The organism is Paraburkholderia lebeckiae, from assembly GCF_050436325.1.
GTDB lineage: Bacteria > Pseudomonadota > Gammaproteobacteria > Burkholderiales > Burkholderiaceae > Paraburkholderia > Paraburkholderia tuberum.
In genome coordinates this window covers 274,661-286,935 of record NZ_JBNDLZ010000003.1, presented here as the reverse complement: position 1 = coordinate 286,935, position 12,275 = coordinate 274,661, and the positions used below count along the sequence as shown (strand labels likewise).

The 12,275-nt window shown below is 65.5% G+C and carries 12 protein-coding genes and 1 pseudogene; 5 read left to right on the top strand and 8 right to left on the bottom strand.

Features of this window, described 5'->3' with window-relative positions:
• Positions 1-86: 86 nt before the first annotated feature.
• Positions 87-1,118 (bottom strand): diguanylate cyclase, encoded by a 1,032-nt coding sequence (locus tag OKW44_RS19355; protein ID WP_026225350.1) that lies wholly within the window; start codon positions 1,116-1,118, stop codon positions 87-89.
• Between the two features lie 179 nt (positions 1,119-1,297).
• On the bottom strand, positions 1,298-2,632 hold the full coding sequence (gene argG, locus OKW44_RS19350; RefSeq protein WP_018417817.1) for an argininosuccinate synthase: 1,335 nt from the start codon (positions 2,630-2,632) through the stop codon (positions 1,298-1,300).
• 354 nt (positions 2,633-2,986) lie between these two features.
• Between argG and OKW44_RS19345 the strand changes: the two are divergent.
• Both OKW44_RS19345 and OKW44_RS19340 read left to right on the top strand, forming a co-directional pair.
• Positions 2,987-3,388 (top strand): annotated as a pseudogene (locus tag OKW44_RS19345) (amidohydrolase family protein); the annotation flags it as partial.
• Between the two features lie 45 nt (positions 3,389-3,433).
• On the top strand, positions 3,434-4,363 hold the full coding sequence (locus OKW44_RS19340) for a LysR family transcriptional regulator (protein WP_018417815.1): 930 nt from the start codon (positions 3,434-3,436) through the stop codon (positions 4,361-4,363).
• Positions 4,364-4,367: 4 nt separating this feature from the next.
• Here OKW44_RS19340 and phnX read toward each other — a convergent pair whose 3' ends face one another.
• Positions 4,368-5,171, bottom strand: a complete 804-nt coding sequence (gene phnX, locus OKW44_RS19335; protein ID WP_018417814.1) for a phosphonoacetaldehyde hydrolase — start codon at positions 5,169-5,171, stop codon at positions 4,368-4,370.
• Positions 5,172-5,233: 62 nt separating this feature from the next.
• Positions 5,234-6,484, bottom strand: a complete 1,251-nt coding sequence (locus OKW44_RS19330; RefSeq protein WP_018417813.1) for a 2-aminoethylphosphonate--pyruvate transaminase — start codon at positions 6,482-6,484, stop codon at positions 5,234-5,236.
• 118 nt (positions 6,485-6,602) lie between these two features.
• On the opposite strand from OKW44_RS19330, the gene OKW44_RS19325 reads away from it, so the two are divergent.
• Positions 6,603-7,502 (top strand): LysR substrate-binding domain-containing protein, encoded by a 900-nt coding sequence (locus tag OKW44_RS19325; RefSeq protein ID WP_026225349.1) that lies wholly within the window; start codon positions 6,603-6,605, stop codon positions 7,500-7,502.
• 115 nt (positions 7,503-7,617) lie between these two features.
• Here the strand turns inward: OKW44_RS19325 and OKW44_RS19320 are convergent, their stop codons facing one another.
• Positions 7,618-8,364 (bottom strand): SDR family NAD(P)-dependent oxidoreductase, encoded by a 747-nt coding sequence (locus tag OKW44_RS19320; protein WP_026225348.1) that lies wholly within the window; start codon positions 8,362-8,364, stop codon positions 7,618-7,620.
• A gap of 574 nt (positions 8,365-8,938) precedes the next feature.
• On the opposite strand from OKW44_RS19320, the gene OKW44_RS19315 reads away from it, so the two are divergent.
• Entirely contained in the window at positions 8,939-9,133 is a 195-nt protein-coding gene (locus tag OKW44_RS19315; RefSeq protein WP_018417808.1) for a hypothetical protein, read from the top strand.
• 132 nt (positions 9,134-9,265) lie between these two features.
• Positions 9,266-10,153: a LysR family transcriptional regulator gene (locus OKW44_RS19310; RefSeq protein ID WP_018417807.1), complete on the top strand. Its 888-nt coding sequence runs from the start codon at positions 9,266-9,268 to the stop codon at positions 10,151-10,153.
• A gap of 52 nt (positions 10,154-10,205) precedes the next feature.
• Here the strand turns inward: OKW44_RS19310 and OKW44_RS19305 are convergent, their stop codons facing one another.
• From OKW44_RS19305 to OKW44_RS19295, 3 genes are all read right to left on the bottom strand, one after another.
• A complete protein-coding gene (locus tag OKW44_RS19305; protein WP_018417806.1) occupies positions 10,206-10,577 on the bottom strand; it encodes a copper resistance CopC family protein in 372 nt (123 codons plus the stop codon).
• 19 nt (positions 10,578-10,596) lie between these two features.
• Positions 10,597-11,529, bottom strand: a complete 933-nt coding sequence (locus OKW44_RS19300; RefSeq protein WP_026225347.1) for a hypothetical protein — start codon at positions 11,527-11,529, stop codon at positions 10,597-10,599.
• A 109-nt stretch (positions 11,530-11,638) separates the two neighbouring features.
• Positions 11,639-12,100: a DUF2946 domain-containing protein gene (locus OKW44_RS19295; protein ID WP_018417804.1), complete on the bottom strand. Its 462-nt coding sequence runs from the start codon at positions 12,098-12,100 to the stop codon at positions 11,639-11,641.
• Between the last annotated feature and the right edge of the window lie 175 nt (positions 12,101-12,275).

Below are 12,275 nucleotides of genomic sequence, written 5' to 3'. Positions count from 1 at the left end.
GCAACGGGTGAAAATGGGACGATGGTCCTATAAGCAATGCGCCATGACTGAAGAAAGAGCCGTACCGACGTAATCGCCAACGCCCGCTACGCCATCGTCACGAGATTTCGTCCTTTATGCTTCGAGCGATACAACGCACGGTCAGCGCTCGCGAAACCGTCGCGATGCGCGGGTCGCGACAGATCGCTGATAGGCGTGAGCGACGCGCCAATGCTGACCGTCACCACCCCAAGCGGCGACGCGCGATGCTCGATCGCGAGGTCCGCCACTCGCTGGCGCAGCGTTTCGAGCGTGTCTTCGAGCACCGAAGGTTGCGCTTCGAGAATCAGCATTCCGAACTCCTCGCCGCCCATGCGCCCGACCACGATGCGTTCGCTGTCGGCGGCGGCCTGCATCACGGAGGCGACCAGACACAGACAGTGATCGCCGGCTTGATGACCGTAGGTGTCGTTGTACTGCTTGAACCAGTCGACGTCGACGACCACCGAGCCCATCACGTCGCCGTCGCGCGCCTCCTTCCAGCGGCGCGCGATGGTTTCGAGCAGAAAGCGCCGGTTGTACAACTGGGTGAGCGGATCGATCGCGGTGGCCGTGCGCATCTTCAGATCGTTTTCGATCATCGCGCGCAGGTGGTAAAACACGCCGCGCCGGCCCGCGTCGAGCCGGCCCGGCGCCGGGTCCATCGCGCACAGCGCGCCGACGATCTCGCCGTTCGGCGCGCGCAACGCGATCGCCGCGTAGAAGCGCACGAACGGATGACGCTTGACGAGCATGCATTCGCCGAAGCGGCTGTCGTTGTGCGCATCCTCGATCACGAACAGGTCGGCATCGCGCACCGCGTAGTCGGCGAGCGAGCGCGCACGCGTGACGAGCGGCATCGCCATGCCGACCTCGGCGCGATAGTGCTGATGCTCCTCGTCGAGCAGCACGATCGCGGTAATTGCCGCGCCGGTCACGCTCTTCAGAATCTCCGCCGCATGCGTGAAGCACTCGCGCATCACCTGGTCGTCGTGCAACAGCCACTCGATGACCGAAGACTCGACCTCGGGTTCGCCGGCGGCGGTCGAGTCGACTGGCATCCGGCTGGCGAGGCGGTCGTTACTGTGGGCGAGTTGCACGGAAGGGTTCCAGAATGGGCTTAGCTTATGTCAACGGCATAGGCACGTGAAACTTGAGCACAGAATGTGGGATCGCGCCCAAGCGCCGGAGCGTATCCGGGAGCCCCAAAGAAAATGGGCCGGCTCTCGCGAGCCGGCCCATCGATCGATGCGACGTTCGGGTAATCAGACGCGCCGCTTTACTCCTTGTCGCCCTTCACCTGCGGCAGCGCCGAAGTCTCGTTCGACGACAGCAGGCCCACCTGCGAGTAGATGCGCAGCTTGTCGCGCGTGTCGGTGATGTCGAGGTTGCGCATCGTCAGCTGGCCGATGCGGTCGCGCGGCGAGAACGTCGATGCGACCTTTTCCATCGACAGACGCTCGGGCTGATACGTGAGGTTCGGCGACTTCGTGCTGAGGATCGAGTAGTCGTTGCCGCGGCGCAGCTCGACGGTCACTTCGCCGGTGATCGCGCGCGCGACCCAGCGCTGCGCGGTTTCGCGCAGCATGATCGCCTGCGGATCGAACCAGCGGCCCTGATACAGCAGACGGCCGAGGCGGCGGCCGTTCTCGCGGAACTGCTCGATCGTGTCTTCGTTGTGGATGCCGGTGACGAGACGCTCGTATGCGATGTTGAGCAGCGCGAGGCCCGGGGCTTCATAGATGCCGCGGCTCTTCGCCTCGATGATGCGGTTTTCGATCTGGTCGCTCATGCCGAGACCGTGACGGCCGCCGATCCGGTTCGCTTCGAGCAGCAGCTCGACCGCGGTCGGGAACGTCTGGCCGTTCAGCGCGACCGGCTGGCCTTCCTCGAAGCGGACCGTCACTTCTTCCTTCGCGATCTGCACGTCGTCGCGCCAGAACGCGACGCCCATGATCGGGTTCACGATCTTGATGCCGGACTCGAGGCTTTCGAGATCCTTCGCTTCGTGCGTCGCGCCGAGCAGGTTCGAGTCGGTCGAATACGCCTTTTCGGCCGACATCTTGTAGTCGAAGCCCGACTGGCGCATGAATTCCGACATTTCAGAACGGCCGCCGAGTTCGTCGATGAACAGCTGGTCGAGCCACGGCTTGTAGATCTTCAGGTCCGGGTTCACGAGCAGACCGTAGCGGTAGAAACGCTCGATGTCGTTACCCTTGTACGTGCTGCCGTCGCCCCAGATGTTGACGCCGTCTTCCTTCATCGCGGCGACCAGCATCGTGCCGGTCACGGCGCGGCCGATCGGCGTCGTGTTGAAGTAGGTGACGCCCGCCGTCGAGATATGAAACGCGCCGCACTGCAGCGCCGCGATGCCTTCCGAGACCAGCTGCGCGCGGCAGTCGATCAGGCGCGCGCCTTCGGCGCCATATTGCGTGGCGCGACGCGGGATCGAATCGTAATCGTCTTCGTCGGGCTGACCGAGGTTGGCCGTGTAGGCGTACGGCACGGCGCCCTTCTTGCGCATCCAGTGCAGCGCGGCGCTAGTGTCGAGGCCGCCGGAAAACGCGATACCGACCTTCTGGCCGATCGGAAGACTTTCAAGGATTGTACTCATAAGCAGTAGCGTTAACTCGACGTACGGGGAGATTTTGGGGGTAACAGCTGAGTATCGGGCAAGCCTGGCGATCAGGCAAGTTACGCGGGAGTATACCGTGAACCGCCGTCCGGCCTTGGATTTTGCCGGTCGGCGCGTCCTCGCGCCGCAATCTCGCCGCGCCGAATATCCGGCTTAGTTCACGCTGTATTTGCCGTAACGGGGGCGAATTTATTATCGTCTAAGGGTAGCATCGCGGATTGCGTCAACGCACCGGCCGTTCACCCCCTTCATCCCGTTCATTCCCCTTGCCCGCCGCTCGTGACCATGACCACCCCGCGCCCCACGACGAACGCCTCGCTGGTCACCAACGTGCGGCTCGCCGAGCTGCACGTCGCGCTGTTGACGAGCGCGCCGCCGTCGGGGCCAGTACCGCCGCTCACGGCTTGTCTCGCGCACGGCGTCACGTCATTCGGCGGCAACGACGGAATTCGCGACACGTGGACGCCATACGGCTCGCCCGACATGCTGGAACGGGCAATGCTGATCGCGATGCGCTACGGCCTGCGCCGCGACGACGATCTTGCGCTCGCGTGCGATTGCGTCAGCGGCACCGCCGCGCGCGCTTGCGGATTCGAAGGCTATGGTTTGCAGCCGGGCGCACGCGCCGATCTGGTGCTGGTCGACGCCGACACGCTCGCGCATGCGCTCGTTGCGCGGCCGGCGCGCAAGCTGGTCATTGCGAACGGCCGCGACGGCGCGCTGGTCGCGCGGTAGTTCAGCCACGCCGTCCGCCACAACAAAGACGTTTTTTGGACTCGAATGATCAATCTTTTTCAGGCCATGCAGGCCTTCGTCAAGGTGGCCGATGTCGGCAGCTTCGCGCAGGCCGCCGCGCAACTGAATGTGTCGACGTCCGTCGTCACGCGTCATGTGTCGAGCCTCGAACAGCATCTCGGCATTCGCCTGTTTCAGCGCACCACGCGCAAGGTCGTGCTGACCGAGGCCGGCGCGCAATACGCGGACGGTTGCCGCGTGCTGCTCGCCGAACTGGAGGAAGTGGAGTCGCGCGCGACCACGGCCTCGCGCGACGTGGCCGGCGATCTGCGCATCGTCGCGCTCGGCAGTTTTTCGCTGTTTCGGCTAACGCCGCTGTTCGCCGAATATCAGGCGCGCTTTCCGCAAGTCAGCCTGCGCGTCACGCTGACGGAAAAACGGGTCGATCTGCTTGAAGGCGGCTTCGATGTCGGCATCGTGACCGAGCATATGATCCGCTCGGAGTCGCTAGTGGTACGGCGTCTGATCAACTCGCACGCGGTGCCGGTGGCAGCGCGCGCGTATCTCGCGCAGGCCGGTCAACCGCAAACGCCGACCGAACTGGACGGGCATCGGCTGATTGCCGCGCCGTTCGACACGACCGGCCCGATGTGGATCTTCCGCAAGGGTGACGGCGATGCCGAAAGCGCGAGCGAGGACGGCGACGACAGCGGCGAGAGCATCGCGATCGATGCATCGTTCACGGTCAACAGCATGATCATGCAGAAGCAGGCCGCGCTGGGCGCGATGGGCATCGCGCTGCTGCCGCTCGAAATGGTCGAGGACGAGTTGCGCGCCGGCACGCTAGTGCGCGTGCTCGACGGCTATGCGGTGCTCAATGGCGACGTGGCCGTGTCGCTGGTGTATCCGAGCCGCGAGTTCGTGCCGCGCAAGGTGCGCGAGTTCATCGATCTCGCGGTCGGTTTCTTCAAGTGACGCTTCAAGGCCGCTCGCCGCGCGCGAGCCGCGCGTCGATGTCGTACACGACCGGCATCAGATCCGCGACGCTGTCGATCACGTAATGCGCGCCCGCCGCCTTCAGCCTGGCCGTCGCGGCGTTGCGGCGCGCGGCGAATTCGTCGGCCGGCAACGCCTTCACCTCGGCCTCGCTCATGCCGAATGCGTTGCCGCTCACCGCGACGCCGACCGCCCACGTGCCGGCGTTGATGCCTTCTTCGATGCCGACCTCGGTGTCGTCGACCTTGATCGCCTCTTTCGCGCGCCACACGCCGAGTTCCGGCAGTGTCCGGTAGATCATGTACGGTGAGGGCCGCCCTTCCGGCGTATCGCCGGTGCACACGATGCTGTCCGGCACAAAGCCCTGCGCGGCCGCGCCCGGTACGATTTCGTCGATGATCTCGCGGGTATAGCCGGTCGTCGTGCCGATGCGGATATCGTTCTGACGCAATGCGCTCGCGACTTCGGCGACGCCCGGGATCACCGCGCTATAGCTCGCCGCGACCGCGATGTTCTTCGGCACGAACACGTCGTACACGGCGTCGATATCGGCGTCGGTCGGCATATGGCCGTGGCGCTCGGCCCAAGCCTGCGCGATGCGCGGCAGCGCCATCAGCGCCGCGATGTGCGGCCGCTTGGCCATGCCCATCGGGCCGCGCGCTTCGTCGATCGTGATCGGCACGCCGAACTGCTCGAAGGTCTCGACGAAGGCGCCCATCGGCGCGCGTGAACCGTAGTCGACCACCGTGCCGGCCCAATCGAAAATCACTGCCTTCACGTGTTTCATCTGCTTGAATCCCCAGGAATCCGAATGTATTGGGTTTGCTGTCGCGGGTTTGCTGTCGCGGCTCAGGCCGCCTGCGCGAGCGCCTTGCGTTCGTCGAGCGCGGCGGGCGGCGGCCCCGCGTGCGTGACGCCCATCGTGCGCAGCGCTTGCGCGCAGGCATCGACCACGCGTCGCATCACCTGCTCGTCGACCTGACCGATGCAGCCGATGCGGAAACTGTCGACCACCGTCAGCTTGCCCGGATAGATGATGAAGCCCTGCTCCTTCATCAGTTCATAGAAGCGCGCGAACTCGAACGACGGATGCGCCGGCGAAAAAAACGTCACGATGATCGGCGAGCGCCAGCGCCCGTTGAGCAGCGGCTCGAAGCCAAGCCCGTGCATGCCGGCCACCAGCACGTCGCGATTGTTGGCGTAGCGCGCGAGCCGCGCGGGCTGCCCGCCTTCGAGCCGGTGCAGACGCAGCGCCTCGAAGAACGCGGCCACCGTATGCGTGGGCGGTGTGAAGCGCCACTGGCCCGTGCGATTCATCACGTCCCATTGATCGTAGAGATCGAGCGCGAGCGAATGGCTGCGGCCTTTCGCTTCGCGCAGCGCGCTCTTGCGCGCGATCACGAAGCCGAAACCCGGCACGCCCTCGATACACTTGTTCGCCGACGACACGAACGCCTCGCACGCGATCTGCCGCACGTCGAGCGGCACCGCGCCGAAGGCGCTCATCGAATCGATCAGCAGTTTGCGACCGTGCCTGGCGGCCGCAGCTGCAATCTCCTCAAGCGGATTGAGGATGCCCGAGCTCGTTTCGCAATGGATCGCGATCACGTGCGTGATCGACGGATCGGCGGCAAGCATGCGTTCGACTTCGAGGCCGCGCGGCGGCAGGTAGTCGCCCTTGTCGAGCAGTGTGCAGGCGCGGCCGAGATAGCCAAGCGTGGTCGCCGCGCGCTTGCCGTACGCGCCGTTCGCGAGCACGAGCGCGTGGCCGTCGCGCGGAATCAGGCTGCCGAGCATCGCTTCGACGCAGTAGCTGCCGCTGCCCTGTAGCGGCACGCAGTCGTACTCGCCCGCGGTGTCGCCGGCGATCTCCAGCAGGCTCGCGCGCAACTCGGCGGTCATCGCGCGGAAGTCGCCGTCCCAGGAGCCCCAGTCGCGCAGCATCGCCTGTTTCGTCGATAGTGCCGTGGTCAGCGGGCCCGGCGTCAGCAGATAAGGCTCGCCGCCAGCCGGCGCGGCGCAGGGTGTGGTGCAACGGGTCGAAGTTGCCGCGGCTGCCACGGCCAATGCCGCCGCCGAACCGCCGATCGCGCTTTCCATGTCCGCAACTCCGATATCGCTATGTCGATAGCTGACACGATACAGAAGCGTTGTCCATCGGCAAAATCGATATAATCGATGGCGATATCGCAAAAACTTATTGGATGACGAGGTTCACGTGCAATACGCGCAATTGCGGGCGTTCCATGCAGTCGCGGAACATGGCGGCTTTTCGAAAGCGGCGCAGGCGTTGTCGCTGACGCAGCCGGCGGTGTCGGATCACGTGCGGCGGCTCGAACAGGACTACGGCGTCAAGCTGTTCGAGCGCGGGCCGCGCGGCGTGGAGACGACCGAACTCGGGCTGCGCCTGTTCAGCGTGACACGGCATATGCTCAGTTGCGAGCGGGACGCGCGCCAACTGCTCGAATCAGCGGGCGGGCTGAAGTCGGGTTCGCTATCGCTCGCGGCCGATGCGCCCGATCTCGCCGTCGCGCTGATCGGCGCGTTTCGCCAACGGCACCCGGGCATCGTCGTCACGCTGTCGATCGCCAATGCGGCAGAGTGCATGCAGCGCGTGCTGTCGAGCGCGGTCGACGCGGCGATCACGGCCGCGCCGCAGGTGCATAGCCGCTTGCAGTCGCGCGTGTTGCGGCGCGATCCGCTGGTCGCGATGGTGCCAGCGAGCTACCCGGCCGCGAAGAAGCGCCGGCTGAGCTACGCCGAGCTCGTCGAACAGCCGATGATCTTTCGCGAGCCGCAATCGGTCACCCAACAACTGCTCGAAATCGAGCTCGTGCGGGAGTCGTTGCAAGTCGAGCCGGTCATGTACGTGGATGGCCGCGAGGCGCTGGAGGAAGCGGTCGCGCAGGGAATCGGCGTCGGCGTCATCGCGCGCGCAGAGTTCAACGAGTCGCGGCGGATCCGGATGGTGCCGCTGCTCGATTGCCGCGTGCAGATGATCGAATCGCTGACGCGGCTCGCCGAGCGGCCCGGCTCGAATCTGCTCGACGCGTTTTTTGCGGTGGAGTTGCCGGGAGCCGAAACAGAGGTCTCGGGGGGCGACGTTCAACGCGCGTAGCTCGCGCGCCGTCGCTGCAAGGAGCGGCGTGGCCTTCATGCTGCCGGCCCCGCCGCCCGCTATCGCGCTCGAATCGTTCCGCGGGTTGCCACGAGCGTTGGCAACCCCTTCAGACTTAACGCGACCCGCCACTCGCGATCAGGCTCTCGCCCGTCATCCAGCGCGCATCGTCCGAAGCGAGGAAGGTCACGACATCCGCGATATCGTCGGGTTGGCCGATACGGCCGAGCGGCGTCGTGCTGATCGCCCACGTTTCGAAGTCCGAGCCGATCACGCCGGCGCTGTGGGTGCCCTCGGTCTCGACCATGCCCGGATTCACCGAATTCACGCGGATCTTGCGCGGTCCGAGTTCCTTCGCGAGCACGCCGGTGATCGCATCGACCGCGCCCTTGGTCGCCGTGTAGACCGCGGTGGTCGGCGGCGTGATGCGGCTCGCGACCGAGCTCACGTTGACGATGCTGCCGCCTTCGCCCAGATGCCTGGCCGCCGCCTGTGTCACGAGCAGCAGCCCGAGCACGTTGACATCGAAGTGCTTATGGAAATGCGCTTCGGTGATCTCTTCGAGCGGCGCGAATTCATAGACACCCGAGTTGTTGACGAGAACGTCGAGCCGCCCGTACGTTTCAATCGCCGTATCGATGATGCCGTTCGCGTCCGCGGCCTTCGACACGTCGCCGGCAACCGCAACCGCCTTGCCGCCCGCCGCGGTGATATCGGCGACCACCTTGTCGGCGCCCGCGCGGCTCGACGCATAGTTCACCACGACCGACGCGCCTTGCGTCGCCAATGCCTTCGCAATCGCCGCTCCGATGCCTTTCGATGCACCCGTTACAACCGCTACCTTGCCTGTGAGCTTGCTCATCATCGTGTCCTTTCAATGGTTCGCGCCGGCATGCCTCGCGAGGAGTCGCGGGGCCCACGCCAATAAAAGCCAGAAATGCAGTGGCGCTGTCACTGGTCGTTAATTTAGGCATGGCGCGAGGCCGGATAAAGCGGCTCGAGACGAATTGATACGCCGCTTCCGACGAACAATCGATTCGCATCGGACCTCGATGGGCCCGTTGACGTGGCTTACGTCGATTGATGATGTTTGGCTTGCGCCGCGGCGTCCGCGTCGGCGTCGCGGAAGCGCGCGCTGATCGACCGCAAGAACGGCGCGCAGCAGCAGAGACGTGCACCGCGCAAGACTCCTACGGGCAGACGTCACGATCAGGCGCTATACACTAAAAGCGCTTTTATTCACCGCGCTTTTGTTCGCTGCCGAGCAGCAGCGCGATGTGCGCGGCCACGCTCGCGAGCACCGCGAGCGCGCCGAGCGTATCGAGAATAATGGGCCACACGATCTCCCTCCTCCGCTATCCGCTGCCTCCCAACGTCTTTTAAACGAATGCGCGCGCCATCAATTGAACGCCGAGGCCGAGCAGTCAGATAAAGCAATGAATGGTGCCGCAACGAGCGTGCCGAGTACGATGCCCGCCAGCATCGGCCATAAGCGTCCGACGAGCGCGCGCACGCCCGATCCCGCAAACAGCTGCCACACGTTGGTGACGAACGACGGCAACAGCATGCGCGAGCTGAATGCGCTGCCGCGCGCGGAAAAGGCGCTCGTGCGCCATCTGGCCGGTATTTAGCGGCGCTGTTGCTATCATTCGTTGCCCTCGCGCAGCGCCGCGGCGGCAGCACCGTACCGCAACCGGCAGCACCCAAGGCGAAGCAGACCAACGCAACGCCAATTGCCGACGCATCACACCTCAGAGGCATGCATGGAATTTCGCCAACTTCGCTACTTCATCGCGGTCGCCGAGGAAATGAACATCACGCGGGCGGCCAATCGTCTGCATATGACACAGCCGCCGCTGTCGCGGCAGATCCAGCAGATCGAGCAAAGTGTCGGCCTGCCGCTGTTCGAGCGCGGCTCGCGGCCGTTGCGGCTCACCGAAGCCGGCCGCATTTTCTACACGCAGGCGAAACGTCTGATCGATGAAGCCGACGAACTCGCGCCGCTCACGCGCCGGCTCGCGCAACTCGCGGAACGCATCGTGATCGGTTTCGTACCGTCGACGCTGTATGGCGCGCTGCCCGCGGTGATCCGCTCGTTTCGCGAGGCCGCGCCGCACATCGAGCTGTCGCTGATCGAGATGTTCACGATCGAGCAGTTGGCCGCGCTCAAAGGTGGCCGGATCGACGTCGGCTTCGGCCGGCTGCGCTTCGACGATGCGCAACTCGCGCGCGAAGTGCTGGTCGAGGAACGGATGATCGCCGCATTGCCGCAGGACCATCCACTCGCGCGGCAAAAGAAGCCGCTGACGCTTGCCGCGATCGCCGAGGAAACGCTGATCGTCTATCCGAGCACGCCGCGGCCGAGCTATGCGGACCAGCAGATCTCGGCAATGCACGATCAGGCGCTGGAGCCGAAAGCGATCCATGAAGTGCGGGAGTTGCAGACCGCGCTGGGGCTGGTCGCCGCGCAGGTCGGCGTGTGTCTCGTGCCGGAGAGCGTCGAGGGCTTGCGCGCGCATGGCGTCGCGTACCGGCCGATTCCGTCGGCAAGCGCCGCGTCGCCGATCATCATGAGCCGGCGCCTGCAGGACGAATCGCCGGCGACGATGCTGATGTGCTCGCTCGCGCGGCAATTGTTCAAGCGCGTCTGAGCGGTCTGAGCGCCGCGCGCCTAAGCACGGCGACGCGGCGCATCGTACCGCGCTACTTCACATCGAACCCATAATCCCCATGCGTTCGATGTCCGTCCGACGCCACCGCGACCCAATGCACGGTGTAGTGCCCGGCCGCGAGCGTCGGCAGCGCCACCGTCATCACCGCGGGCTGCTGCGCATCGACCGAGGACTTCCGCGTGCTGACCTGCTTGCCACTCGCATCGGTGACGGTGAGCGAGCTGAACGCCGGTTCGAGCGGCCCGTCGAAGGTCACCTTGACCTGCGCGGGCGCGGCCACCGATGCGCCCGCGCCCGGCTCCTGCTTCTGCGGAAACACATGCGCGAACGCCGCGCTCGCGAGCGTCACGCCGCCGATCAGTGCCGCCGCGCGCATCGCGTGATGTTTGAAGCTGTTGTTCATCGTCTTTCTCCTGCGCTACTTAAGGGAACAGCGGCTTGCCGAGCGTGGTCGGCGCAATGTCGTCGAAGAACAGGTGCGCCTGCACCAGAATGCCGACGTGCGAGCCGCTCGCGCGGTTGATCGGAATCTGCGCCTCGACGCCGAACTGTCCATAGCGATTGATCCAGATAAAGCCCGGATTGACCGTGCCGGTCGTCTGCCCCTGACTGCGCGACAGCGGAATCTCGACGAGCGGAATCAGGTTCGCGAACGGCTGCGGCAAACCCGCGTCGTGCACGTGCTGCTGCAGATACGGCAGGCTGTACTGCACGGTGAAGCCATAGTTGAACGCGTTCGGCTGACCCGCGCCGGTGGTGAGCGCGGGGCCCGCCTCGGCCGTGACCGCGACCGGGCGCAGATACGCGAGCGAAGCGGGCAGATCGCCCATGCCCTTGCCGATGAAGATGGTCGGCGAGATCGTCGAGAAATTGTCGGCGATCGCGCGGCTGCCAGTGCCGCCGAGCTCCGCATCGACGCCGATCGACGTCATCAGCTCGTGCGGCTCGTTCACGTACAGCAGGTACTTGAGGCCGACGCCGAAGTTGTCGAAGCCGGCCGCGCGCGGGTTGTTCTGCATCACGTACCCGCCGTCGATCGACACGGCCAGACGCGGCGTGATCAGCTTGTCGTACTCGAAGCTGAAGGTGTTGATGCTCTGGTCGCCGTCGTCGCCGGGCACGCGCTGATGGCCGTACTCGAAGTTGGCTTCGTCGCCGACGCCGGGGTCGTCGACGGCGAGCGTCGAGGGGAACACGCGATCGCCCGCGATCGCGTGCGCGTGCGCGATGGACGGCGCGGCGATGAGGCCTGCGACGCCGCACGCGGCGTAAGCGGTGTAGGCGAAATAGGTGGCGGCCGCGACGAGCGGCGCCGCGCGCGGCGGACGGCCGCCGCGCATTGCTGGTGTGTGCATCGGGTGCATCCTGTCTGATCGGTTGAGACGAGGCTGGCGCGCGTCATCGAACGGACGCGCGCGAGCGGGCGCGATGCGGGTTCGCGCATCGCGTCGTAACGAATTCGGATCAGCAGGCGGAAGGTGGGGCGCGTGGCTGCGCGAAGCTCGGCGGTTCGACGCGGCGCACGCTGTCGAAGCGCACCGCGGCCGTATGCTGGCGCGCACGGACCGCGGCGACGAACAGCATGCCGACGCTCGGCATCACTGGCAGATGCGCGAGCAGGCTGCAATAGCCGCAGGCATCGCCGGACATCTGGGCGTGCTTTGCGCCGGCATGGCTGGCAGGCGTGGCGGAGTCGTCGGGCGGGTTGGCGGTGGGCTGGGTGGTGTCGGGCGTGTCGTCCTGCATCCGCATGCCTGGCATCGACGCCGTGTCGTCCATCGACGTCATCTGGCAATGCCCGCCCATCATCGCGTCGGCGCGATAATGGGCGGCGAGCGTTTGCGAGATGGTCGGCGCGAGCGTCGTCAGCAGGATCGCGAGCAATCCCAGCCAACTGCCGATCTTCCGATGCCAACGATTCAACATGCGCTCAGCGCCACGCCGCGAGTTTTTGCAGTCCACTACTGCCGGACCACGATTTGCGGCAAATTATGCCATGTACGTCGTTATTTTTCGGCCGTGGGTGGCAGGTTTCGTCGACCCCCGCGCGCCCGGTCAATAGAGCGAACCGTCGACGGCAAAGCCGCCCCGCACAGGCGAC